The sequence below is a fragment of the Flagellimonas marina genome (assembly GCF_042651185.1).
Taxonomy (GTDB): Bacteria; Bacteroidota; Bacteroidia; order Flavobacteriales; family Flavobacteriaceae; genus Flagellimonas; species Flagellimonas marina.
Genome location: NZ_JBHSCL010000004.1, coordinates 732,325 through 758,731, shown reverse-complemented (window position 1 = coordinate 758,731; position 26,407 = coordinate 732,325). Strand labels below are relative to the sequence as shown.

Sequence of the window (26,407 nt, the reverse complement as noted above, 5' to 3'; positions counted from 1 at the left end):
CTCAGAATTACAATTCAATGGTTCATTGTTGACTCTTCATTGGTTGTTGTATATTAAAAATTGTCCATTGCTTTAAACCTTTTACCTTTAGAACAGTCAAAGCATCAAACAACAAAATCCATTGATTGCTGAAGAAGCCCTCGTACAAGAGCTTAAACAAAAGGAAAGTCAAGCGAAGGCCTTTGAGGTGTTGGTCAACACTTACAAAGAGCGACTCTATTGGCATATCCGAAGGATAGTTCTGGACCATGGTGACGCAGATGATGTACTTCAGAACACCTTTATAAAAGTGTACAAAAACATCGATAACTTTAAAGGGGAGAGCAAATTGTATTCTTGGATGTATCGCATTGCCACCAACGAGTCGTTGACTTTTTTAAAGCAAAAATCCCGAAAAATGGGAATCAGCGACGAGGAACTCAAAAACCGAATGGTTGAAAATCTGCAATCTGATGTTTATTTTGAAGGTGATGAAATCCAATTGAAATTACAGAAAGCTTTAGCCACCCTTCCTGACAAACAAAAATTGGTCTTTACCATGAAGTATTTTCAGGAAATGAAGTATGAGGAAATTTCGGAAGCATTAGAAACTTCTGTGGGAGCTTTGAAAAGTTCGTACCATTTAGCTGTAAAGAAAATTGAGGCGTATCTTAAAGAAGATTAAACCTTTGGAACTATTGGGAGTCTATAGGAAAAGATGAAAAAGGATAAAAAAAATAACTTTAATACCCCGGAAGGTTACTTTGAAAGCTTCCATGACCGACTTATGGACAGAATCAACGAGGAAGAAGGTCTAAAAAAGTCCATTATTCCTAAATCTGATGGCTTTTCCGTACCACAAAGGTACTTTGATGAGGTTACCGGGAAAGTTCTTGCCAATACCGTGAAGGGTAAAGGAAAGGTCATCCCATTTATACCCTACCGAAAGTTTTATTATGCTGCTGCCATTGCTGCGGTTTTCCTCTTGATTTTTGGTCTTAATTGGAACTCAGAAACGTCCATCAGCTTCGAGGATTTGGCCAATACTGAGATTGATGCTTATTTTGAAAGCACTGAAATTGATATAAGCACGTACGAGTTGGCCGAATTGGTGCCGCTGGAGAGTTTGGAACTGAACGATGTTTTGGAAAATGATATTGAAGCGGAGAATATCTTGGAATATTTAGATGAAACCGTTGAAGATATTGAAGATTTAAACTTAGATTACAGCAATTATGAATAAAAGAGTACTTATACTACTTGTTTTTCTAATGGGAATGTCCTTCTTACACGCCCAAGGTCCTGTTAGAGACCGTATAAAGACCCTAAAAGTTGCCTTTATTACCGAACGTGTTGGCTTAACCAGTCAAGAAGCCCAACAATTTTGGCCCATTTACAACGAACATGAAGATGCTATGGAGAACATCAGAAGAAAAGAGGTGCAAGCAAGACTTTCTGCAGCTCAAGGCCTTTCCGATAGCGAGTCTGCCGCTCTTTTAGACAACTTTATTGCGCTTGAAACTGAAAAACACAATGCCGACCAACTCTTTATCTCCAAAGTAAGAGAAGTGATTTCACCCAAAAAGGTATTGTTGTTGCTAAAAGCGGAAGATGACTTCAAAAAACGTCTCTTACAACAGTATAGAAGGAAACAGGGAGGAGGGTAAAACCCTTGACCATTTGCACTTTTTTCACTATTTAAAAACCAATTTCGCAATTCGATTGCTTCCCGCCGCGTAGGCTACTGAATCATTTAAAAATCGAAGGGTGAAAAACGACTCATCACTGAAACTTTTCCAGTTTTCCCCTCCATCCCCTGAGTATGAAATTCCAGTAAAACCCAAAGCTACCAAACCTTTTCCTTCTGAATTGGGAACAAACTGCACGCAGCTCTTGTAATTGGGTTCTTGGCCATCTGCAATCAGACTCCATGTTTTCCCGCCATCATGGGTGATAATTTTATTGGCTTGGTTGGATTCCGGTTGGGTGTAGTCCCCACCAATGGCAAATCCGGTGTTTTCATCGTAAAAGGCCATGGAGTAGATACCCTGGGTTTCCGCCTCGTGCACTATTGAAGTTCGCTGCACGCTCCAAGTAGTTCCCTTATCGGTAGAGTGATAAACCCGACCCGCAGTAGTACCAATCCAAGCTTGGTTCCCTACCAAGGCAATATTGCTATTGCTTGCTGCAAAAGCTCCTTCCCCTTCCATACCTTCAGGCAAGTCCGTGCATGGAATTTTGGTCCATGTGTTTCCGCCATCCCTAGTAATAATGATGGACAGGCATCCATCAACCGTGTCACCTACAGCAATACCTTCGGTATCATTCCAAAAAGCCATGCAATCATAGAACACTCCTGCACCTTCCTCCTTGTATACCAACTCCATTTTACCTTGATCCCCTGTTTTATAAAGCAACGCCGGACTATCTATGGAAAGCATAAAGAAGTCGTTGGAAGTATTTCCTACCGCCCTAAAAGCAGGTGTAATGGAATCATAGGTTTGAACATTGGCCCTAACCTTATGAGAGGCAACATCCACCGTGCCATATATTCCTTTACTACCAGCGAAGGCCAGGGTTCTACCATCCAAAAACGTAATGGCCCTGATACTGACCGAGTCTTCATAAACTGGAGTTATAGATACGGTTTGGAAGGGCTGAAAGCGTTGCTGTTCGGCACAAGAAAACAAAACTAGGCCCAACAAAAGGAAAATGAAGAATCGCATTGCATATATTTTCCGTAAAAGTAAGGAGAAATGATACCTTTGCAACCTTATTTTATACCATGCGTTTACATCGAAATCTTGTTTTTGCCGTTATTGATGCCCTGAATATGATTTTCAATGAAGGGAAATATGCCGATAAGGTAATTGAGAAGGTTTTGCGCTACGACAAACGTTGGGGCGCTCGGGATAGAGCGTTTATTGCTGAAACCACATACGACATTGTGCGCTGGAAGCGACTTTACACCGAAATTGCCGAAGCGAATGAACCCTACACCCGGGGCCATTTGTTCCGATTGTTCTCGGTATGGTGCGTACTGCGGGGCATCCGTCTTCCCGATTGGAAACAGTTGGAGAGTACACCGGAACGCCGCATTAAAGGACGGTTCGATGAGTTGTCCAAAATTAGAAAGTTTAGGGAATCCATTCCAGATTGGATGGACGAACTGGGCGAAAAAAGTTTGGGCAACAAACTTTGGACCAAGGAAATTGCCGCATTGAACCAACAGGCCGATGTTATCCTCCGTGTCAACACCTTAAAAACACAGAAAGAACAATTACAATCCTTTTTGGCCAAAGATGATATTGAAACCGAAGCCTTGGAGGGATATCCAAATGCCTTGCGACTAAAGGAACGAAAGAACGTCTTTACCACACAGGCCTTTAAAGACGGATTGTTTGAAGTTCAGGATGCTTCTTCCCAATTGGTCGCCCCATTCTTGGAAGTGAAACCAGGACAACGCGTCATTGATGCCTGTGCCGGCGCCGGGGGGAAAACCTTGCATTTGGCCTCTGAAATGGAAAACAAGGGACAATTAATTGCTTTGGATATTTATGAGAGTAAGTTGAAAAAACTCAAAATCAGAGCTAGACGAAATGGGGTCCATAATTTTGAAACCAGAGCCATTGATTCTACCAAAGTCATAAAAAAATTGCACAACAGTGCTGATAGGCTTTTGCTTGATGCTCCGTGTTCCGGTCTAGGCGTCCTAAAAAGAAATCCCGACTCTAAATGGAAATTGGAGCCCGAATTCATAGACCGAATTATGGGCGTACAGCAAGATATTCTTCAGAATTACAGCAAAATGCTCAAAAAAGGCGGACAAATGGTGTATGCCACTTGCTCCATTCTACCCCAAGAAAACACAGAGCAAGTCAATAAATTCTTGGCATCCGAAGCCGGGCAGGATTTTGAATTCATCAAGGAGAAAAACGTCTATGCCTCCGAAAGTGGTTTTGATGGCTTTTATATGGCGTTGTTGAAGAAAAAATAATGGTAGTGTCACATCGAGCGCAGTCGAGATGTGCCCATAAAGGTTCTCGACTGCGCTCGAACTGACAAATTAGTATCTTTTTATTCTTTCACCGTAGGATATTCAACCCCCAACTGTTCCAAATAGGTGTCATATTTAGTCTCATCATAATAGAATTCCTCCAACCTATCACGAAACTCACCTTGCTTATCCTTGTTTAAATAGATAGGTGGCATATCATCCGCAGCTATCATCGGCTGATACTTGGTTTCTTTGCTTTGCTCATTGTTGAAATAGTCCCAAGCACCCTTTAGCAACTCAGGTTTCAACAAAAAATCCATTAGGGTCATGGCCTCCGCTTTTGCACCCGCAGTAACTCCTTTGTGGGCAATTGGAGTGGCCATGGCAATGGCATTGCTCCAGTGGTGCCCCTGTAATCCAGGAATGTTAGAGGGGAAACGCATTGTGACCGTTGGGATTTTCCAAGAAATATCACCAATATCATCAGAACCACCGCTAATAGGCTCCAACACGGGAAGCCCAATTTCATCCAATTCGGTGGGGAGACCTTCAATTTCATCAGAACCTACCTCAGTCTGAACCGCTTTTGCCAAGGTTTGGTCGGCTTCTGACCACGTAGGCAAACCTACTTGCTTTATATTTTCATACATAGTTTCAGCTATGACCTTATTGTAGTGTCTAGGCCAAGCCGTTCCCAAAACCCTTGAGGTCATGGTAGTTCCGGTCATTAAGGCCGCTCCTTTGGCAATATCATTGGCCTCGGAATACATCTCCATGATACCTTCATATTTTATATCCCTAAAATAGAACCAAATAGCCGCTTTGGAAGGAACCACGTTTGGTTGGTCTCCAGCATCGGTGAAAATGGAATGAGATCGTTTTAGAGGATGTAAATGTTCACGTTTGTAGTTCCACCCAATGTTCATCAATTCAGCAGCATCCAAAGCGCTTCTTCCGCGCCACGGGGCACCCGCGGAGTGGGCCGCCTCCCCTTCAAACAAGTATTCGACAGAAATGAGTCCGGTTCCTCGTGTGGGACCCCAAGAAACGCCAAAATTGTTGCCCACGTGGGTAAAGATGCACATATCAATGTTATCAAAAAGACCATCGCGAACATACCATGCTTTCGCAGCAACCAATTCCTCGGCAATCCCGGGCCAAAGAATCAAGGTGCCACCAATATTTTCACGCTCCATGATTTCTTTTACCGCCAAGGCCGAGGTTATGTTCAATGGAATACCGGAATTGTGTCCCTCGCCATGACCGGGCGCTCCTTCCACCATAGGTTTGTGATAGGCCACCCCGGGATATTGTGAAGCTTTAGGAATACAATCCACATCGGAACCTAAGGCAATAGTAGGGCCCTCCCCATTGCTCCATGTAGCAAACCAAGCCGTGGGAATCCCAGAAATGGAGTGCTCTATTGAAAACCCATTACTTTCCAAGATGCCCGTAAGGTATTTGGAACTCTCTTCTTCTTGAAAACCGAGCTCGGCAAAGCTGAAAATCTTGTCCACCATCACTTGGGACTGCTTTTTGTGGTCTTCCACAATCTGGGCTACCTCGGTCTTTAGTTTTTCAATTTGTTTTTTTGAGTACTTTTTTTGGGCGGTTGTTGCTGCGATACAGCAAAAAAGAATCGCCCCGGTCAATAGGGTATTGACAGTTTTCATACGGTTGGATTTTGAATTAGCGTTAATCCTTCTAAGATAGGAAAAGAGTTCAAGAACAACCAACTCAACACTCAGAAGTCTTTTGGTTTTTTACTACTCTACAAAATATCACACAAATAAATGATGTTTCCAGTCTTTCAATCATTCCAGATTTGAAATTTATCAAACCCCGAGTCAAGTTACTGCTGGTAAGCTCAAATTATATTCCGAAGTATATTTTTTATTGCATGTCTCAATAGATTGATCCAATCGCGTTCATCCCAATTGATGGCTAAAATCAATATGGCAGATAGCAGTACTGCAAAAATTACCAAACGCTTTGTGATTTTTTTTCTTCCAGTTTCCATGGTTAGAGCAAATTAATGCTTTAAAGTAAGCGGAATATGCCTCTTTCTAATTGATGAATTTATGGATGAGGGCCCTGAATTTATAAATCAACTATTAACAAGGATAGTTCAAAACTCAAAACAAGCTATGCCGAAAATCCAACCCAAAATCGTAAATTTGCACTTTCTTAAACCGTTCAACGCTCAGATTGTATGATCCATTTTTTTGGGGACAAGGCTACCAAGGTTTTTGCCGTCCAGACCATTCAGGAAATCAGTAAGGAGGATAATGAAAAGTTAACATGGTTGTTCGGCAACCAACCCAAGATTGAAGCGGCGTCACTCGACGCCTTTTTTGTTGGGCCACGTGCCGCCATGGTCACCCCATGGAGTACGAACGCCACTGAGATTACCCAGAACATGGGGGTTACTGGAATTATCCGGATTGAGGAGTTCCATGCCGTTACCGAGGACTTTACGGACTACGACCCCATGCTCTCCCAAAAATACAAGGGACTGGGTCAGGATATTTACACCATCAACATTGTGCCTGAACCCATTTTGGAGATTGAGGATATAGCCGCCTACAACCAAAAGGAAGGTTTGGCTTTGAGTGATGAAGAAGTGGCCTACCTCGAAGGACTCGCTCAAAAATTAGGACGTAAGTTGACGGATTCCGAAGTGTTTGGTTTCAGTCAGGTAAATTCGGAGCACTGCCGACATAAAATTTTCAACGGAACTTTTGTCATTGATGGGAAAGAAATGCCCTCTTCCCTATTCAAATTGATCAAAAAGACCTCAGAAGCCCATCCCAATGCTATTGTTTCGGCCTACAAAGACAACGTAGCCTTCATTAAAGGGCCGAAGGCGATTCAGTTTGCGCCAAAAAGTGCAGATAAACCTGATTTTTACGAAGAAAAAGAGTTCGATTCCGTTTTATCACTAAAGGCCGAAACACACAACTTCCCTACCACGGTTGAGCCTTTCAATGGGGCAGCAACTGGTTCAGGTGGCGAGATTCGTGATCGCTTGGCCGGTGGAAAGGGATCCTTGCCCTTAGCGGGAACAGCGGTGTACATGACCTCCTATTCCCGTTTGGAAGAAAATCGTCCTTGGGAAAAAGGAATGAAAGAAAGGAATTGGTTGTACCAGACCCCAATGGATATTTTGATCAAGGCCTCCAATGGAGCATCGGATTTTGGAAACAAATTTGGGCAACCGCTCATTGCAGGTTCTGTTTTGACCTTTGAACATCAAGAAGAAGTCAGAAAATTAGGCTTCGACAAAGTAATCATGATGGCCGGAGGTATTGGATATGGAAAATCGAACCAAGCTTTAAAGGACACTCCAAAAAAAGGAGACAGAATAGTCGTTCTAGGTGGCGACAACTATCGCATCGGAATGGGTGGTGCAGCAGTTTCCAGTGCCGATACGGGCGAATTCAGTTCTGCTATCGAACTTAATGCCGTACAGCGTTCCAACCCAGAAATGCAAAAACGAGCCTCGAACGCTGTTCGTGGATTGCTGGAAAGTCATGATAACCCCATTGTCTCCATCCATGACCATGGCGCTGGCGGACATCTCAACTGTCTATCAGAATTGGTGGAAGAAACGGGAGGAAATATCGATACGGATAAATTGCCTATTGGCGACCCTACCCTTTCCAAAAAGGAATTGATAGGCAACGAATCCCAAGAACGAATGGGCTTGGTCATCGGTGAAAAAGACTTGGATTTATTGGACCGCGTAGCCGCTCGTGAGCGCTCCCCCATGTACAACGTGGGCGAAGTAACGGGTGACCATCGTTTCACTTTTGAGTCGCAAAAATCTGGTGAAAAACCAATGGATTTGGAACTTTCGGATATGTTCGGAAGCTCACCCAAAACCATTATGGATGACAAATCCACACAACAAACCTATCCGCCCCTCTCCTACTCTTTGGAACATTTCCATGAGTATTTGGAGCATGTGTTGCAATTGGAAGCCGTAGCTTGCAAAGATTGGCTCACCAACAAGGTTGACCGTTGTGTGGGTGGTCATGTGGCCAAACAACAATGTGCGGGACCATTACAATTACCGTTGAACAACTGCGGAGTTATGGCTTTGGATTTTAAAGGTAAGGAAGGAGTTGCCACCACCATAGGGCATTCGCCTGTTTCTGCTTTAATAGACCCCGTAGCTGGAAGCAGAAACAGTGTAATGGAATCCTTGACCAATATGGTTTGGGCTCCTTTAAAAGATGGATTAAAATCCGTATCCCTTTCCGCGAACTGGATGTGGCCCTGCCGCAATGAAGGTGAGGATGCCCGATTGTACAAAGCAGTAGAATCCTTATCTGATTTTGTGATTGAATTGGGAATAAATGTACCCACAGGGAAGGATTCGCTTTCCATGAAACAAAAATACAAGGATGCCGAAGTGTTGTCTCCAGGGACTGTAATTGTTTCCGCTGCGGCACATTGCGATGACATCACTAAGGTGGTAGAACCTGTGCTCCAAAAGGATGGAGGCGACATTTACTACATCAACATCTCTAAGGACAGTCACAAATTGGGTGGTTCTTCCTTTGCACAAATATTGAATGGCATCGGAGATGAAACACCTTCTGTTTTGGAAGCGGATTACGTAAAGACAGTTTTCAATACCCTTCAAGGGCTGATTAAAAGCGACCTAATTTTGGCAGGTCACGATGTGGCCTCAGGTGGATTGATTACCACGCTTTTGGAACTCTGCTTTGCAGACAATAATCTTGGCGCAAAACTAGATTTGAACTCCATTGGAGAATCGGACAGCATAAAACTATTATTTTCTGAAAATGCTGGACTTGTGTTCCAAGCGAAAGATGCTTCCGTTGAAAATGTATTGAAGGATGCGGGCATTGAATTCCATAAAATAGGCAGTGTCACTTCGGAAAGCACCTTGAGTATCAAAAATAATGGGGTTGAAATTGGGTTGAACGTTGCATCACTCCGTGATACCTGGTTCAAAACTTCCTTTTTGTTGGACAGCAAACAAACTTCCAATGGACTAGCCCAAGACCGTTTTGAAAATTACAAGAATCAGCCATTAAACTATGTTTTTCCAAAAGGTTTTGACGGGACATTGTCACCTCGAGCGCAGTCGAGAGGCAATGACAGACCAAAAGCCGCAATTCTTCGCGAAAAAGGAAGCAACTCCGAACGAGAAATGGCCAATGCCATGTATTTGGCCGGATTTGATGTGAAAGACGTACACATGACCGACCTTATCACTGGCCGGGAAACCTTGAAGGATATCCAATTCATTGGTGCTGTGGGCGGCTTCTCCAATTCGGATGTTTTGGGAAGTGCCAAAGGTTGGGCCGGGGCTTTTAAATACAATGAAAAGGCCAATAAGGCTTTGAAGGACTTTTTTGCCCGTCCCGATACGCTGTCTGTCGGAATCTGTAACGGTTGTCAATTGTTTATGGAATTGGATTTGATCAATCCAGAGCATGAGACCCATGGCCGAATGACCTACAATGAGTCGCATAAACACGAAAGTGGATTTACTTCAGTGAAAATTCAAGAAAACAACTCTGTGATGCTTTCCAATATGGCAGGTACTACGCTCGGTGTCTGGATTAGTCATGGTGAAGGCAAGTTCAGTCTCCCGAATGATGAAAAAGAGTATGATATTGTGGCCAAATACGGATATGAAGGTTATCCTGCCAATCCCAATGGTAGTGATTACAATACCGCTATGCTCTGTGACAAAACTGGACGCCACCTAGTGACCATGCCACATATTGAGCGGTCTACATTTCCATGGAACTGGGCACACTATCCAAAGGATAGAACCGATGTAGTGTCGCCATGGCTGCAAGCTTTTATAAATGCTAGAGAGTGGGTGGAAAAAAATAATTAACTTTATCACAGTGAGTCACATTAGTTAACGGTATAGATACTCACTGCTGTTTTAAAACTCTATACTTTGGATGAATCGCTCTGGATACTGAGCATACAACAACTAAATTACCATGCATATTAAATCTGGTAATATTGAGATAAAAATCTCATTAGTTGAAGTAGCAATTTTTATATTATTGTTATTTTAAAAGTTAAGGCTGATTTTAATATCAGCCTTTTTTGTTTAATGATACGAAAAGCAGAAAAAGAAGATGTTACTGCCATAGTTCAAATGCTCGCCAATGATACATTGGGCAAGCTTCGGGAAAATTACGAAAATCCTCTCCCCGACACCTATTATAAGGCCTTTGAAAACATCCTCAATGATCCCAATCAAGAATTGGTGGTTATCGAAAATGAAGAAAGCCAAGTTATTGGAACGCTTCAATTGAGCTTCATTCAATATCTTACCTATCAAGGTGGAATCCGGGCGCAAATAGAGGCGGTTCGGGTCCACGAGGATTATCGGGGAAAGGGCATTGGAAAAGAATTGTTCCAATGGGCCATCTCAAAATCCAAAGAAAAAGGAGCCCATGTGGTACAATTGACCACTGACAAAAAACGACCCGAGGCCTTGGCGTTCTACAAATCCTTGGGATTTACCAATTCTCACGAAGGCATGAAATTGCATTTTATGTAATATCAGCAGGAATTTATGCCGGTTTTTGAATAACTCGTTTTAAAATACCGTTTCCTTTCCCTATTTTGCAATTACCTAATAGAAACTTACTATGCAAACAGTTACCCGATTATTCGATTTTCCATACTACCAAATGGAAAAACTCCCCCTCGAAAAGGCATTGGTCACCAAAAAAAATGGCCAATGGGTAGCAACCTCAACAAAAGAATACTTAGATAAGGCCAATGCGGTGAGCCGTGGCCTTCTCCGGATGGGTGTAAAGCCCAATGATAAAATTGCGGTCATCTCTATGACCAACCGCACGGAATGGAACATTGTGGATATTGGAATCCTGCAATTGGGCGCACAGAATGTCCCCATTTATCCCACCATCTCCGAGGACGATTATGAATATATCTTAAATCACTCTGAAGCCAAATACTGTTTTGTTTCCTGTGAAGAGGTGATGGAAAAAGTGCTGTCCATTAGTTCCAATCTTAAAAAATTAAACGAAGTCTACTCCTTTGATGAGCTTGGAAATTGCAAGAATTGGAGAGAGGTCATGGAATTGGGAGCTGATGATTCCAATCAAGATGAAGTTGAAAAATTGAAAGAAGCGGTTAAGCCGATGGATTTGGCCACACTGATCTATACTTCGGGAACTACGGGAAAACCCAAGGGTGTAATGCTCTCCCATAATAATATTGTATCTAACGTCATTGCCAGCGAAGTACGAGTACCCTTTGAAGCAGGAGGAACCGCGCTCAGCTTTTTGCCCGTTTGCCACATTTTTGAGCGAATGATCCTGTATCTCTATCAATATTGTGGGATTGAAATCCATTTTGCGGAAGGATTGGATAAAATCAGTGATAATGTCAAGGAAGTAAAACCTGATGTCATGACGGTGGTACCACGATTGTTGGAAAAAGTATATGATGCCATCATTGCGAAAGGAACCCTTCTAAATGGTATTAAAAAGAAACTCTTCTTTTGGGCCGTTGAACTCGGACTCAAGTTTGAGCCTTATGATGCCAATGGTTGGTGGTACAAATTTCAACTGGGCATAGCCCGAAAATTAATTTTCAGCAAGTGGCAGGCCGGACTTGGTGGAAATCTTGCATGCATGGTGTCGGGCAGTGCCGCCCTTCAACCCCGATTGGCCCGTGTGTTTGCCGCAGCCAGTATGCCCGTCATGGAAGGCTATGGTCTTACGGAGACCTCTCCTGTCATTTCTGTGAATGACCAACGCAACAGAGGGTGGAAAATAGGTACCGTAGGCAAGATCATTGATGATGTGGAAGTGAAAATTGCGGAAGATGGTGAAATTCTTTGCAAAGGTCCCAACGTAATGATGGGCTATTACAAAGACCCTGAAAGAACGGCAGAAGTCATGACAGGCGACTATTTTCACACTGGCGACATTGGCGAAGTGGATGCTGATGGTTTCCTAAAAATCACCGACCGTAAAAAAGAGATGTTCAAAACCTCGGGTGGTAAATATGTGGCCCCCCAATTGTTGGAAAACCGATTTAAGCAATCCCGTTTTATAGAACAGATCATGGTGGTGGGCGAAGGCGAAAAAATGCCCGCTGCTTTAATTCAACCCAATTTTGATTTTGTACGGGAATGGGCCAAAAGACATAACATAACCGTTGGTGAGAATTCGGATTTGGTGAAAAACGAAAAGGTCATCGCTCGTTTTCAAGAAGAGGTAGACCTATCGAATGAAGACTTTGCCAAATGGGAAAAGGTAAAGCAGTTTCGGTTGACTCCAGATGTTTGGAGCGTGGAGGAAGGCCACCTTACCCCTACCATGAAACTAAAGCGCAAAATTGTAAAGGAAAAATATATGGCCCTTTATAATGAGATTTATGGGTATTGATTATGCCCTGTAAAACAAAAACCACCGATTGCTCGGTGGTTTTTTTATTTCTTAGTTGCAGATTACGGAGGAATCTCCATTGATGGTCCACCCAAAATCTGTGATTAAACCACTTCGCGCTGTAACAACGGCGTTGTCATCTTCACAATACTCAATTCCTTCAGCACCCAACTCAATATTTTGGGGTGTATTTATATTATTATGCCAGCCTACCAAAGTGGCACCATAGTTTTCTGGAGACATTCCGCTGTTATTAAACATGTGTCTCATAGATTCAGCGTTCTGGATATTCCATGCACCTAAGTTTCTATCAAATTCTTTAGCATTTGAAAACATAGAGTCAAATTCTTCAACATTATCAACATCCCAATGAGAAATATCTCCATTAAATGAAGTTGTGTCCCAAAACATAGTTCTCATATTTCTTACATTGCTAACATCCCAATTCTTAAGATTTCCTTTAAAGGTTTGATTCCTATTAAACATGTTCCTCATAGTTATAACATTTTTGACATTCCAAGATTCTATATCAAGGTTGCCCGAACTTGCATTATGAAACATAGAGGACATGTCTTTTACATTTTCAACATTCCAAGAACTGATATCAGCGGTGAAATTTGTTCCTGAGAACATCCCTTTCATATTGCTTACAGAAGTAACATCCCATTGTGTGAAATCACCCTCCAGTTTATTGATTCCGGAAAACATAAAACTCATATCTGATACCTTTCCTAATTTAGGAGTATCAGTGGCAAAGTTTTCAAGTTCAAAACAACCCGAAAATGCATAATGCAAACTTTCCCAATCTATAGCCCCCCATTGTAATAATCCTATAAGTGCTCGTCTGTGTATATATTCAACTCTATCCCCTCCCATAAAAAAGTGTGGAAACGATCCATTAATAGCAATCCTATATGTTCCTGCCTCGCTATATTCATGCGAAATAAACCCATTGTGATCTATTTCTTCAATGGTTCCATCACCCCAGTCCACCAAATAATCATAACTGAAAAGACTTATATTGGTACCTATTGTCAACTCCAAATATTCACTATCAATATACCATAATGTCACGAATGATTCTGGGTTTTCAGCCAAGCTGTCGCTAATGTTATTCACACTAATTGTTATTTCAGACTCAGCCTTTTCTTTCTTATCCGTTACAGAAATAGTTATTTTGTGTTCCGTAGACTTTTCAAAATCCAGAATTTTTCTCTTTTCTAAACTAAGCGTTCCATCGGACGCCAATCTAAATAGTCCATTATCGTTTTTCACAAGGTTGAAAATCAACTCATCTTGATCCTTATCAACTGCTTTAATTTTTCCAATAATGTTCCTATCCATAATATCCTCAGGTACGCTAAAGCTTTGAACCTCAATAACCGGTGCATTGTTCTTGGACTCCATTTTTTCAAGACCATCATCCTTGCCGCATGAAGCCAGCAATAAAAGCACTACAATTATGTAAAATAATTTTTTGGTATTCATTTGAACGTTATTTAGGTGAAATAGAATGCTAACAATATCTCTTTATCTTCATTCTATTTCATATACAAGTTGACAGATTGCCTTTATGAATTGACGTATGGCAACTTCATCATTGTTTTCAGATTATAAGGACTCACATAAATCTTATATTTATTATGCATGCATAATATATTTTCATATATTTGAAAACACCAAACTGTTCTATGAAAGATTTGACCATTGATTATGCATTGAGAGCTACTTGGCAAGCCGTCAGCAAAATGTACAATGAAGAGGCCAAGAATTACGGGGTTACCATGGCCATAGGCTTTACCCTGTTGAGTATCGACCCAAAGGAAGGAACACCAAGTACCGCTCTGGGTCCCAAAATGGGAATGGAATCCACAAGTTTATCCAGGATCTTAAAAAATATTGAGGAAAGAGGATACATTCAACGAAAGCCCAATCCAAACGACGGCAGGGGGGTACTGATTCATCTTACCGCATTGGGATTGGAAAAACGTAAGGAATCCAAAGATGTGGTGCTCAGATTCAATGAAGTGGTCAAAGCAAATGTTTCACAAGAAAACCTAGAAGGTTTTTTTAAGACCGTGGACATCATCAATAAACTGATTTCAGACAAAAAAGTGTACATAAAAACAACGAACTAAAACAAACACATCAATGAAGAGGCATATCAACAAAGTTGCCGTTATCGGTTCTGGTATTATGGGAAGTGGCATTGCCTGTCATTTTGCCAATATCGGCGTCGAGGTTTTATTGCTGGATATTGTTCCAAGGGAACTCAACGAAAAGGAAAAGGCCAAAGGGCTCACTTTAAAGGACAAAGTCGTACGCAACCGTTTGGTGAACGACGCCTTGTCTGCAGCATTAAAGTCAAAACCCTCCCCTATTTACCATCAAAAATTTGCGAGCCGCATCACCACCGGAAATTTGGAGGATGACATTGCCAAAGTTTCCAAGGTGGATTGGATTATTGAGGTGGTTGTGGAGCGATTGGACATTAAAAAACAGGTTTTTGAAAACCTCGAAAAACATAGAACTCCGGGAACACTTATTACATCCAATACTTCGGGTATTCCTATAAAGTTTATGAGTGAAGGCCGGAGTCAGGATTTTAAGGAACACTTCTGCGGAACCCACTTCTTTAACCCGCCCCGGTATCTAAAACTTTTTGAAATCATTCCAGGCCCTGAAACTTCCCCTGAAGTTTTGGAATTCTTAAATAGCTATGGCGAACAGTACTTGGGTAAAACTTCAGTGGTGGCGAAAGATACACCCGCATTTATTGGCAATCGTATTGGGATTTTCAGTATTCAAAGCCTCTTCCACATGGTAAAGGAAATGGGCATGACGGTGGAAGAAGTTGACAAGCTTACCGGACCTGTTATTGGGCGACCTAAATCGGCCACCTTCCGCACGGTTGATGTGGTTGGACTGGATACATTGGTGCACGTAGCCAACGGTATTAGCGAAAACTGCAAGGATGATGAACGTCATGAACTGTTTCAACTAACAGATTTCATCAATACCATGATGGAAAACAAATGGTTGGGAAGCAAAACGGGACAAGGCTTTTATAAAAAAGTGAAGGGTGATGATGGCAAGAGCGAAATCCTCACTTTGGATTTGGACTCGATGGACTATCGGTCTAAAAAGAGCGCAAAATTTGCCACATTGGAGCTTACCAAAACCATTGATAAAGTAATTGATAGGTTTCCTGTTTTGGTGGATGGAAAAGATAAAGCTGGGGAATTTTATCGAAAAAGTTTCGGGGCGTTGTTTGCCTACGTTACACATCGAATCCCAGAAATCACTGATGAATTGTATAAGATTGACGATGCCATGAAAGCTGGCTTTGGCTGGGAACACGGTCCATTCCAAATTTGGGATGCTGTGGGACTGGACAAAGGTTTGGAATTCATCAAAGCTGAAGGTTTGGAAGCCGCCCCTTGGGTTGCGGAAATGAAGGCAGCCGGCATTGATTCCTTTTATTCGGTAAAAGATGGTGCCACCTACTTTTATGATATTCCAAAAAAGGCTATGGAAAAAGTTCCGGGTCAGGATGCCTTTATCATTTTGGACAACATCAGAAAGTCCAATGAAGTGTTCAAAAACAGTGGGGTGGTCATCGAGGATTTGGGTGACGGCATTTTGAACTGCGAATTCCAATCCAAAATGAACACCATCGGCGGAGATGTTTTGGCTGGTTTGAACAAAGCGGTCGACCTAGCGGAAAAAGATTTCCAAGGATTGGTGGTCGGAAACCAAGCTGCCAATTTCTCTGTCGGCGCCAATATTGGAATGATTTTTATGATGGCCGTAGAACAGGAATATGATGAATTGAACATGGCCATCAAATACTTTCAGGATACCATGATGCGGATGCGGTATTCTTCCATCCCTACTGTTTCAGCACCGCACGGTATGTGCCTGGGTGGTGGTTGTGAGCTTTCCATGCATGCCGACAAAGTGGTTGCAGCTGCGGAAACCTATATCGGATTGGTGGAATTTGGCGTCGGGGTGATTCCCGGCGGTGGCGGTTCCAAGGAAATGACGCTTCGTGCCTCTGACACGTTCAGGAAAAATGATGTAGAGCTTAACGTTCTACAAGAATACTTCCTCACTATTGGAATGGCCAAAGTATCCACCTCAGCGTATGAAGCCTTCGATTTGGGGATTTTACAAAAAGGGAAAGATGTAGTGGTTGTGAATAAAGACCGACAAATTGCTACGGCCAAGGCCCATGCCCATTTACTAGCGGAAGCAGGGTACACCAAACCGATACAACGAAAAGATGTGAAGGTTTTGGGTAAACAGGCACTTGGAATGTTCTTGGTAGGTACCGATTCCATGGAAGCGGGACATTACATATCGGAACACGACAAGAAAATTGCGGACAAACTGGCCTACGTGATGGCCGGAGGAGATTTATCTGAGGCCAATTACGTAAGTGAACAATACTTATTGGATTTAGAGCGGGAAGCATTTCTTTCGCTATGTACCGAACGAAAGACTTTGGAGCGCATCCAGCACATGTTGAAAACTGGGAAACCGCTGAGAAACTAGACGTAAGACTTTTAGACGTAAGACATAAGATATGGCAGCAAAACATAATTTTAGAAAGTTAACCATTTGGAGGGATGGCATTGGATTGGTCAAAGAGACCTACAAAACCACCAAAATATTTCCTAAGTCTGAAACCTATGTACTGTCTAACCAAATGCAACGATGCTCCATATCAATTCCTTCAAATATTGCGGAGGGAATGAGTAAAAGTACAACAAAGCATTTTTTACAGTATTTGGAAAATGCTCTTGGTTCAGCATTTGAATGGGAAACACAGCTCGTCATTGCCTTCGAAGTTGGGTACATTTCAGAAAGTACTTTTAATCATTTGGAAAATAAAATTCAATCAATACAAAAGATGGTAACTCGTTTTATGGAAAGTATAGAAGACCATTAGTCTTACGTCCTACGTCTTATCGTCATAAATCAATTAAAGCAAGATGAACAAGCAAGCATATATCGTAAAAGCATACAGAACCGCAGTGGGAAAAGCTCCACGAGGTTTGTTCCGATTCAAAAGACCAGATGAGCTGGCCGCGGAGACTATCGAATACATGATGAAGCAATTGCCCCAACTCGATAAAAAACGTATCGATGATGTCATTGTGGGCAACGCTATGCCAGAAGCTGAGCAGGGATTAAATATGGCTCGACTCATCTCCCTCATGGGGTTGGATATTGAGGATGTTCCCGGCGTAACCGTCAACCGGTATTGTGCCTCGGGATTGGAAACCATTGGTATTGCCACTGCTAAAATTCAATCTGGAATGGCCGATTGTATCATTGCCGGAGGAGCGGAAAGTATGAGCTATATCCCCATGGGTGGTTACAAACCTACCCCAGATTATGCCACTGCCAAAGAAGGTCACGAAGATTATTATTGGGGGATGGGACTTACGGCTGAAGCCGTTGCGAAGCAATTTAAGGTTTCCCGAGAGGATCAAGATGTGTTCGCATACAATTCTCACATGAAAGCGTTGAAAGCCCAAGAAGAAAATCGGTTCCAAGACCAAATTGTTCCTATTGAAGTGCAGCACACTTTTGTAAATGAAGCTGGAAAAAAAGAAACGAAAAAATACACCGTCAACAAAGATGAAGGACCCCGAAAGGACACCAACATTCCAACATTGAACAAATTGAGACCCGTTTTTGCCGAGGGGGGTAGTGTTACGGCAGGTAACTCTTCACAAATGAGCGATGGAGCCGCTTTTGTCATGGTCATGAGTGAAGAAATGGTAAAAGAATTGAACTTGGAACCCATTGCCCGCTTGGTAAATTACGCCGCAGCCGGCGTTGAACCTCGCATCATGGGAATTGGTCCGGTTAAGGCGATTCCAAAAGCGTTGAAACAAGCCGGATTGAACCAAAATGATGTAGAACTCATCGAATTGAACGAAGCCTTTGCTTCGCAGTCGTTGGCCGTTATCCGAGAATTGGGCTTGGACCCAGAAATCGTCAATGTTAACGGTGGAGCTATTGCATTGGGCCATCCACTGGGTTGTACCGGAGCTAAATTATCCGTTCAACTTTTTGATGAAATGCGCAAACGCGATATGAAAGGAAAATACGGAATGGTGACCATGTGCGTTGGTACAGGTCAAGGAGCCGCGGGGATTTATGAATTTCTATCTTAAGGGCTTAAGAATAGAGAGGAAAGAGTAGAGAAAAAAGACGGCTCGATGAAAAGACATAACTATAAAAGGTTGAAAATATGGTTGCTCGGATTGGAGATTGCTAATGAAATTTCTGATTTGCTCATTAAGTTTCCGAAACATGAACGATATGACTTAAGCTCACAAATAAGCAGATGCTCAATTTCAATGCCAAGCAATATAGCCGAAGGGTCTTCCAGAACGGATAAATCTTTTAAGCATTTCATAGACATTGCATTGGGGTCATCCTTTGAACTTGGAACTCAACTCTTAATTGCTAAACACCGAAATTACATTAACCCAGAAAGTTTAAATACCCTTGAAGATAAAATAGAAGAATGGCAAAAGATGACCATGGGATTTCAAAATGGATTGAAATAAGTCTTTTCTCTATTTTCTATCTTCTTAAATCTTAATCAAAATGGAAACAGCAGAAAAAGAAATATTACGAGGCGGCCAATTTCTGGTCAAGGAAACCAAATGTGAGGACATTTTCACACTGGAAGACCTAAACGAAGAGCAAAAAATGATGCGCGAAAGCACCAAGGAGTTTGTGGACCGCGAGCTTTGGGCCCATTGGGAGCGTTTTGAGAAAAAAGACTACGCCTACACTGAAGAATGTATGCGAAAAGCTGGTGAATTGGGACTTTTAAGCGTTGCCGTTCCTGAAGCGTATGGCGGTATGGGTATGGGATTTGTCTCCACAATGTTGGTTTGTGATTATATCTCAGGAGCAACAGGTTCTTTCAGTACGGCTTTTGGAGCACACACAGGAATCGGAACTATGCCGATTACGCTTTACGGTACTGAAGAGCAGAAACAAAAATATGTGCCAAAACTGGCCTCTGGCGAGTGGTTTGGCGCCTACTGTTTAACCGAACCGGGTGCTGGTTCAGATGCCAATTCAGGGAAGACCAAAGCGGTTCTGTCCGAAGATGGAAAATATTACAGCATCACCGGACAAAAAATGTGGATTTCCAATGCGGGTTTCTGCAACCTATTTATTGTGTTTGCCCGAATTGAAGACGACAAGAACATTACTGGCTTTATTGTTGAAAACGACCCTAAGAATGGGATTTCTTTGGGCGATGAAGAGAAGAAATTGGGTATCCACTCCTCCTCTACCCGTCAGGTATTCTTCAACGAGACCAAGGTACCTGTTGAAAATATGTTATCCGAAAGGGGCAATGGATTTAAGATTGCCATGAATGCCCTAAATGTGGGAAGAATTAAACTGGCAGCCGCCTGTTTGGAAGCGCAAAGACGGGTGCTCAATGAGGCCACCAAATATGCCAATGAACGGGTACAGTTCAAGACACCAATCATGAATTTTGGGGCCATTAAAGCAAAAATCGCTGATATGGCCACGAATGCTTACGCAGATGAATCAGCTTGCTATAGGGCAGCCAAAAACATTGAGGACAGAATCGCTATACGTCAGGCCGATGGAAATTCACATCAAGAAGCAGAGTTAAAAGGCGTTGAAGAATACGCCATTGAATGCTCCATCCTTAAAGTGGCGGTTTCCGAACATGTACAACATACAACCGATGAAGGCATTCAGATTTTTGGAGGCATGGGCTTTAGTGCCGATACCCCTATGGAATCCGCTTGGCGAGATGCACGTATATCTAGAATTTATGAGGGAACCAATGAAATCAATCGGATGTTGGCCGTGGGCATGTTGGTGAAAAAAGCCATGAAAGGACACGTAGACTTATTAGGACCTGCCACAGCTGTTGGGGAGGAATTGATGGGTATTCCATCGTTTGACACGCCTGACTATTCTGAATTGTTCTCGGAAGAAAAGGATATGGTAGCCCGATTGAAAAAAGTTTTCTTGATGGTCGCTGGAAGCGCGGTTCAAAAATTCGGCCCAAATTTAGAAGAGCACCAAATGTTGTTGATGTCCGCCGCTGATATTTTAATTCAGGTATACTTGGCGGAATCCACGATCCTTCGCGCCGAGAAAAATGCAAAACGATTTGGAGAAGACAATCAAGCCACCCAAATCGCTATGGCCAAACTCTATTTATACCGAGCTGTGGACATTGTTAACCAAAAAGGAAAAGAGGCCATTGTTTCTTTTGCAGAAGGCGATGAGCAGCGCATGATGTTGATGGGACTAAAACGTTTCACGAAATATACAAATCAACCCAATGTTGTGGCGCTCCGCACCCAAATTGCGGACAAAGTAGCTGCAGATAATGGGTACACCTTCGACTAATTCAAATAATGCTGAACAAAGCTGAATTGAAAACGCCCCATTTTGGGGCGTTTTTTGTTTTATACATATACTATGTCAGGTCGAGCGCCAGCCTTCGGCAGCTAGGCAGTCGAGACCTAATTCATATTTCAGATTTTGGAGACCTCTCGACTGCGATCGAGGTGGCATATTTTGCTTTATTGGACCTTAATCAGCCTATAGATTCCAAAATACGCTCCTCACGTTGTTTGCGCGAGAAGTTAATGGCACACTCAATCAGTGCCAAGTGAGAATAAGCCTGGGGGAAGTTACCCAACAATCGTTTGGACTTAAAATCAATGTCCTCGCTAAAAAGGCCCAGATGGTTGCTATAGCCCAACAACTTCTCAAAGTGTTCCAAAGCTTTTTCTTCTTCCCCTATTTTAAAGAGACTGTTTATGAACCAAAAGGTGCAAATAGTAAATGAAGATGATGGCAATCCAAAATCATCTTCATTTTTATAGCGATAGAGCAATCCATCATTACTTAAACCCTCTTCTATGGCACGTACAGTACTTACATATTTAGGATCTCTCGCATGTATAAATCCGTAGGACTCCATCAGTAGTACCGAGGCATCCAAATGACGCGAACCATACGACTGTACAAACGCATTGATATCACTGTTCCAAGCATTATGGTGGATATCTTCTTTGATTTCCTGCTCCAAAGCAGTCCATTTAGAGATTTTATGGGTCTTCCCAAAAATTCTCGCCACTTTAATAGCGCGATCTAAAGCCACCCAACACAGTACTTTGGAGAAAGTAAAATGCTTGTCCTCCCCACGGAATTCCCAAATTCCTTTATCCGGCTCCCTCCAGTGCTTGCCTACAATCCAAACAATACCTTTGGTAATGCTCCAAAGCTCTTCGCCATTTTCAATATCATTGGTGAATTTCATTAACTGCTCATAGATAACATCCATCAAAATGCCATAAATATCATTTTGTCGTTGCTTGTAGGCCGCATTTCCAATACGCACAGGTTTTGAGCCTTGATACCCATCCAAATGATCTAGTGTTTTCTCAGTAAGGGTCTTTTCTTTATTGATACCATACATGATTTGGAGTTTTTCATCCTTATCTGGCATCAAATCAATTATAAACTGCAGGTACCTTTTAGCGGAATTCTTGTGGCCCAGCTCAGATACCACCTTTATCACCATGGAAGCATCCCTAATCCAGCAAAAACGATAATCCCAGTTGCGGACCTCGCCAATGGTCTCTGGCAGTGAAGTGGTGGCCGCCGCCAATACCGCACCAGTCTTATCAAAGGTCAATAACTTTAGGGTAATGGCACTTCGAATAATTTGCTCGCCAAACTTGGAATAATTTGGGGTTTTGTCTGCCCAATCCAACCAATATACCTTGGTGCGTTCCAGTTCTAAAGCCATTTTATCCGTTGATGCTTCTAAGATCTTTTCATTGTAACAGATCAAAAAATAGCCATCCTTGGTAAGCGTCATTTCATCTCCATCCAACACGGTATTTTTGTCAAATGAAGTATATAGAAAAAGGGTGTCGTACTTCTGCTTATGAGTTAAACTCGCAATGAAGTCCTTTTTCACATAATGCTTGGTCTGCCCAAGCCCATATTCAAGCTTTGGGTCATACTTTACTCGAAACTTGGGTTTTCCAGACACATATTTGATATACCTAACGATTTCTGGCGGAGCATTATATTTCCCATTATTCAGCTTGTGGTGCCTGGGCATAAAATCATGCACTTCAAAAATATCCTTACCATTGGAAAAACGAGTAATCAAAATAGCCGTGTTGGGATGATATTTTTGTTCAACATCATATCCATCATCCAAAATGAATTCAAAACTTCCTCCTTTTTGCTCATCCAAAATCTTTGCGAATACAGAGGTTGAGTCGAATTGGGGCAGACAGCACCAATCCAATGACCCTGCTTTTGAAATCAAGGCGGCGGTTCTACAATTTCCAATAATTCCGTAATTCAGGTTGTCCATAGATCAATTATCCTCAAAAGGGTTCGTACGAATTGGTTTTACGCTCGAATTTCCCGAAATTTAAAGAAACAAAATAGTAATACTGACAAAAAGCATCCTTTTATGGGCAAAACTATCATAATCTCAAATCGACTACCCGTTCAATTACAAATTAATAATGGAGGCATCGATGCAGTGCCAAGTGTGGGCGGGTTGGCCACAGGCATGAAATCAGTACACAGTGGTGGTGAAAGTTTATGGATAGGATGGTCCGGACTGACTGATGAGGATATTCCTCCGGAACTTGAGAATGATATTGATAAGGCCCTCAAAAAAAATGGTTGCTCCAAGGTGAGGCTCAATGCCCAAGAAATTGATGGTTTTTACTTCGGATTTAGCAATAGGACGGTCTGGCCCCTTTTTCATTATTTTTTGGAGTACTCCGAGTTTGAACTGGATTTTTGGAACACCTACAAATCGGTAAACCAAAAGTTTGCAGATGCCATAATTGAAAACTCAGGTGAAGATGATACCATTTGGGTACATGATTACCAATTGATGTTGGTGCCACAAATGGTTCGGGAGAAACGTCCGAACACCACCATCGGGTTCTTTTTGCACATTCCCTTTCCTTCGTATGAAATTTTTAGAACGCTTCCATGGCGTGAAGAAATTTTAGAGGGATTACTGGGATCTGACCTTATTGGTTTTCACACCTACGATTATGAACGACATTTTTTAAGTTCGGTCCGAAGGCTCTTGGGATTGGAAGTGAGCTTCAATGAGATTTTTATGGAGAATAGGGTCATAAAGGTTGACTCTTTTCCCATGGGAATCGATTACAAAAAATTTAAGAATGCCGCAAAGTCCCATCAGCAAAACAACGAAGGAGAGCAAAGTGATCTTCAAAAGCGATTGGACAGCCACAAAGCTTCTGCCCCAGATACCAAACTCATTCTCTCCATAGATAGATTGGATTACAGTAAAGGAATAGCAAAACGACTCAATGCTTTTGAATACTTTCTGAACAAATATCCCGAATATAAAGAAAAGGTTCGATTGATCATTCTTGCTGTTCCATCGAGATCAAATGTACCTCAATACCAGCTTCTTAAAAGGGAAATCGATGAATTGGTAGGACGAATCAATGGAGAATTCTCTACAGTAAACTGGACACCCATCTGGTATTTTTACCGCTCCATGCCGTTTGAAAACCTCATTGACCTATATACTAACAGTGATATTGCTTGGTTAACGCCACTTCGTGATGGTATGAACTTGGTAGCCAAGGAATATATAGCTACGCGAACGGACAAAACCGGAGTCCTAATTTTGAGTGAGATGGCGGGTTCAGCCTATGAAATGAACGAAGCTCTCTTAATAAACCCCAACAATTTTGAGGAACAGGCCGATACATTGCAGAAAGCAATTAATATGCCGGTAGAAGAGCAAAAATCAAGAAACACCTTTTTGCAAAATCGCTTGGAACGATACAACGTTGAGGTTTGGGCCAATGAATTTATGAATGCCCTAAACCAGAAACCTGAATTGGGGCATGCCTTTATCTCCCAAAAAATGACGGATGACCGTTTGAACACAATCCTGAAGAAATTTTCCTCTGCAACCAAGCGGCTTTTATTCCTTGATTATGATGGTACGCTTTCTGGTTTTCACAAAGACCCTCAAAAAGCATCTCCCGATGATGAATTATATGATCTTTTAGATCAATTGAACAGTCAAGAAAACACCACCCTGTTTTTAATAAGTGGAAGGGACAAACAGACTTTTAGCCGATGGTTCCTTCCAAAAAAATACAATATGATCGTGGAACATGGGGTATGGATTTCAAGAAATGGAGAGGAATTTAAGATGTTGGAAAAGGTGAAAGGACAGTGGATGGACAAAATTCGTCCCGTTCTGGAATCTTTTGTGGATCGGACACCAGGCTCTTTTATTGAAGAAAAAAATTACTCCTTGGCGTGGCATTATAGAAACACCGACCCAGATTTTGGCGAAAAAAGAGCTACGGAATTAAATACGGTATTGACCAGTTTAATAGGTAACGACGATATTAGTGTGCTTAATGGCAACAAGGTCATGGAGGTAAAAAGCAGTAATGTGAACAAAGGAAGGGCGGCCACTCGAATGTTGGGCGAAGATGATTACGACTTTGTATTTGCCATTGGTGATGATTGGACCGATGAGTTTATGTTCCAAGACCTACCAGATTCTGCGGTAACGGTAAAGGTCGGGCTCAAGAAAACCAAAGCCAAATACCATGTTGAAAACACCGAACGTGTAAGGGAACTTTTAAAACGGTTTGCAAAACCATGACCTATAGATTAATCACACTCCTATTTCTGCTCTCAGTATGCCAAATGAATGGGCAGGCAAATACTGAGGTCTATCTTTTTGACCTGTCATTTGAGAATGGGAGCCCAATCTTATCCAATCCAAAGAACATTTCCAACAATGAAGGGTATGATAACCAACCTTCATTTTGGGATGATGACACTGTATTGTTTTCTTCTACCCGGGAGGGGCAAACTGATGTTTTACGACTGAATATCAATGAAGGTAGCTCTAAACTATGGATTACCAATACACCAACCGGAAGCGAGTATTCACCGTTACGAATTCCGGGAAAGAATGCCATTTCTGCCATTCGTTTGGATTTGGACGGGTTGCAGCGATTGTATGAATATGACCTAAAAACGGGCAAGTCCTCGCCCATTTCCGACCTGAAAATTGGATATCATGTCTGGTACAATGACCATGTGGTGGTCTCAACGGTCTTGGTGGGAAGCCGAATGGATTTGGTGGTAAGCAACCTAAAGGATGGAACCAACTATACCCATCAAAGAAATGTGGGTCGGTCCTTGCATAAAATTCCGGGCACGGATTTGATAAGCTATATCAGTAAGGAAAATAAAGCTTGGGAAATAAAATCCTTGAATCCGGTTTCAGGGGCCACTAAAAAAATAGTAAACACTTACAAGAATGAAGAAGATGTCTGCTGGCTGGACGGGAACACATTGGTGACCGGTTCAGGAAAATCCATTTTAAGCTATGATACAACCACCGAGGTAACTTGGGACCCCGTTATTCATTTTGAGCAAGAGGAAATCAACAACATTTCCAGAATCGCGGTCAACTCATCAAAGACCCGACTGGCTTTTGTGGCGGAGGAATCGCCAAGAAGTCTGGTCCAAAAACAATTGGAAGCCTACAACGCCCGTGATATTGACGCTTTTATGGATACCTATTCAGAGAATATCAAACTCTACAATTTTCCAAATACGCTCCACATTGAAGGAAAAAACAAAATGCGGGAACACTACAAGACCTTTTTTGAAAATACCCCAGACCTGTATTGTGAAATCAAAAATAGGATTGTTATTGGCAATAAGGTCATTGATGAAGAGTATGTTACTGTAAATGGTTCAAAAATCAGTGCTGTGGCCGTTTATGAGGTGCAAAATGGTGAAATTGTGAAGGTGACATTCATAGATTAAGGGGTAGTTCCAATTGCCCTATTGGTTTTTATTTTGGCCCTTTTTTGCTACTTTCATGCGGACTAATATTTCTCAACTAATT

At 42.1% G+C, this 26,407-nt stretch carries 19 protein-coding genes; 15 read left to right on the top strand and 4 right to left on the bottom strand.

The annotated features are described in order from the left end of the window. The first annotated feature begins 121 nt into the window (after positions 1-121). From ACFOWS_RS06950 to ACFOWS_RS06940, 3 genes are read left to right on the top strand one after another with little or no spacing between them, the layout of a single operon-like run. The gene (locus ACFOWS_RS06950; RefSeq protein WP_379763213.1) at positions 122-664 is read left to right on the top strand and encodes an RNA polymerase sigma factor; all 543 of its coding nucleotides are present in this window, start codon (positions 122-124) and stop codon (positions 662-664) included. A 33-nt stretch (positions 665-697) separates the two neighbouring features. Next, positions 698-1,222 carry a hypothetical protein gene (locus tag ACFOWS_RS06945; protein WP_379763212.1) on the top strand — a complete coding sequence of 175 codons (525 nt, stop codon included), beginning with the start codon at positions 698-700 and terminating at the stop codon, positions 1,220-1,222. Next, positions 1,215-1,646: a hypothetical protein gene (locus ACFOWS_RS06940; RefSeq protein WP_366589937.1), complete on the top strand. Its 432-nt coding sequence runs from the start codon at positions 1,215-1,217 to the stop codon at positions 1,644-1,646. Before ACFOWS_RS06945 ends, ACFOWS_RS06940 begins: the two co-directional genes overlap by 8 nt. A gap of 27 nt (positions 1,647-1,673) precedes the next feature. On the opposite strand, the gene ACFOWS_RS06935 is transcribed toward ACFOWS_RS06940, so the two are convergent. Beyond that, complete coding sequence (locus ACFOWS_RS06935) at positions 1,674-2,705, bottom strand: WD40/YVTN/BNR-like repeat-containing protein (protein WP_379763211.1); 1,032 nt, start codon at positions 2,703-2,705, stop codon at positions 1,674-1,676. A 59-nt stretch (positions 2,706-2,764) separates the two neighbouring features. Between ACFOWS_RS06935 and ACFOWS_RS06930 the strand changes: the two genes are divergently transcribed. Further along, positions 2,765-3,976 carry an RsmB/NOP family class I SAM-dependent RNA methyltransferase gene (locus ACFOWS_RS06930; RefSeq protein ID WP_379763210.1) on the top strand — a complete coding sequence of 404 codons (1,212 nt, stop codon included), beginning with the start codon at positions 2,765-2,767 and terminating at the stop codon, positions 3,974-3,976. Positions 3,977-4,056: 80 nt separating this feature from the next. Here the strand turns inward: ACFOWS_RS06930 and ACFOWS_RS06925 are convergent, their stop codons facing one another. Beyond that, positions 4,057-5,649, bottom strand: coding sequence for an amidohydrolase (locus tag ACFOWS_RS06925; protein ID WP_379763208.1), 1,593 nt, complete (start codon positions 5,647-5,649; stop codon positions 4,057-4,059). A gap of 539 nt (positions 5,650-6,188) precedes the next feature. Between ACFOWS_RS06925 and purL the strand changes: the two genes are divergently transcribed. The 3 genes from purL (at position 6,189) to ACFOWS_RS06910 (ending at position 12,402) form a co-directional block, all read left to right on the top strand. Next, positions 6,189-9,860: a phosphoribosylformylglycinamidine synthase gene (purL, locus tag ACFOWS_RS06920; protein ID WP_379763207.1), complete on the top strand. Its 3,672-nt coding sequence runs from the start codon at positions 6,189-6,191 to the stop codon at positions 9,858-9,860. Between the two features lie 228 nt (positions 9,861-10,088). Beyond that, positions 10,089-10,541, top strand: a complete 453-nt coding sequence (locus tag ACFOWS_RS06915; RefSeq protein WP_379763205.1) for a GNAT family N-acetyltransferase — start codon at positions 10,089-10,091, stop codon at positions 10,539-10,541. 91 nt (positions 10,542-10,632) lie between these two features. After that, complete coding sequence (locus ACFOWS_RS06910) at positions 10,633-12,402, top strand: AMP-dependent synthetase/ligase (protein ID WP_379763204.1); 1,770 nt, start codon at positions 10,633-10,635, stop codon at positions 12,400-12,402. Between the two features lie 51 nt (positions 12,403-12,453). On the opposite strand, the gene ACFOWS_RS06905 is transcribed toward ACFOWS_RS06910, so the two are convergent. Then, positions 12,454-13,890, bottom strand: a complete 1,437-nt coding sequence (locus ACFOWS_RS06905; RefSeq protein ID WP_379763203.1) for a BspA family leucine-rich repeat surface protein — start codon at positions 13,888-13,890, stop codon at positions 12,454-12,456. 203 nt (positions 13,891-14,093) lie between these two features. Between ACFOWS_RS06905 and ACFOWS_RS06900 the strand changes: the two genes are divergently transcribed. From ACFOWS_RS06900 to ACFOWS_RS06875, 6 genes are read left to right on the top strand one after another with little or no spacing between them, the layout of a single operon-like run. Further along, positions 14,094-14,540, top strand: coding sequence for a MarR family winged helix-turn-helix transcriptional regulator (locus tag ACFOWS_RS06900; RefSeq protein WP_379763202.1), 447 nt, complete (start codon positions 14,094-14,096; stop codon positions 14,538-14,540). 13 nt (positions 14,541-14,553) lie between these two features. Further along, complete coding sequence (locus tag ACFOWS_RS06895; protein ID WP_379763201.1) at positions 14,554-16,959, top strand: 3-hydroxyacyl-CoA dehydrogenase/enoyl-CoA hydratase family protein; 2,406 nt, start codon at positions 14,554-14,556, stop codon at positions 16,957-16,959. A gap of 31 nt (positions 16,960-16,990) precedes the next feature. Beyond that, entirely contained in the window at positions 16,991-17,356 is a 366-nt protein-coding gene (locus tag ACFOWS_RS06890) for a four helix bundle protein (RefSeq protein ID WP_379763200.1), read from the top strand. 43 nt (positions 17,357-17,399) lie between these two features. Then, positions 17,400-18,593 (top strand): acetyl-CoA C-acyltransferase, encoded by a 1,194-nt coding sequence (locus ACFOWS_RS06885; protein ID WP_379763199.1) that lies wholly within the window; start codon positions 17,400-17,402, stop codon positions 18,591-18,593. A gap of 45 nt (positions 18,594-18,638) precedes the next feature. Beyond that, entirely contained in the window at positions 18,639-18,992 is a 354-nt protein-coding gene (locus tag ACFOWS_RS06880; protein ID WP_366589964.1) for a four helix bundle protein, read from the top strand. Positions 18,993-19,032: 40 nt separating this feature from the next. Then, on the top strand, positions 19,033-20,838 hold the full coding sequence (locus ACFOWS_RS06875) for an acyl-CoA dehydrogenase family protein (protein ID WP_379763198.1): 1,806 nt from the start codon (positions 19,033-19,035) through the stop codon (positions 20,836-20,838). Positions 20,839-21,028: 190 nt separating this feature from the next. Here ACFOWS_RS06875 and ACFOWS_RS06870 read toward each other — a convergent pair whose 3' ends face one another. Beyond that, a complete protein-coding gene (locus ACFOWS_RS06870) occupies positions 21,029-22,831 on the bottom strand; it encodes a glycoside hydrolase family 15 protein (RefSeq protein WP_379763197.1) in 1,803 nt (600 codons plus the stop codon). Positions 22,832-22,933: 102 nt separating this feature from the next. Here ACFOWS_RS06870 and ACFOWS_RS06865 point away from each other — a divergent pair, with 102 nt between their 5' ends. Both ACFOWS_RS06865 and ACFOWS_RS06860 read left to right on the top strand, forming a co-directional pair. Continuing rightward, a complete protein-coding gene (locus tag ACFOWS_RS06865; protein ID WP_379763196.1) occupies positions 22,934-25,144 on the top strand; it encodes a bifunctional alpha,alpha-trehalose-phosphate synthase (UDP-forming)/trehalose-phosphatase in 2,211 nt (736 codons plus the stop codon). Then, complete coding sequence (locus ACFOWS_RS06860; protein ID WP_379763195.1) at positions 25,141-26,325, top strand: nuclear transport factor 2 family protein; 1,185 nt, start codon at positions 25,141-25,143, stop codon at positions 26,323-26,325. Before ACFOWS_RS06865 ends, ACFOWS_RS06860 begins: the two co-directional genes overlap by 4 nt. Positions 26,326-26,407: the final 82 nt, after the last annotated feature.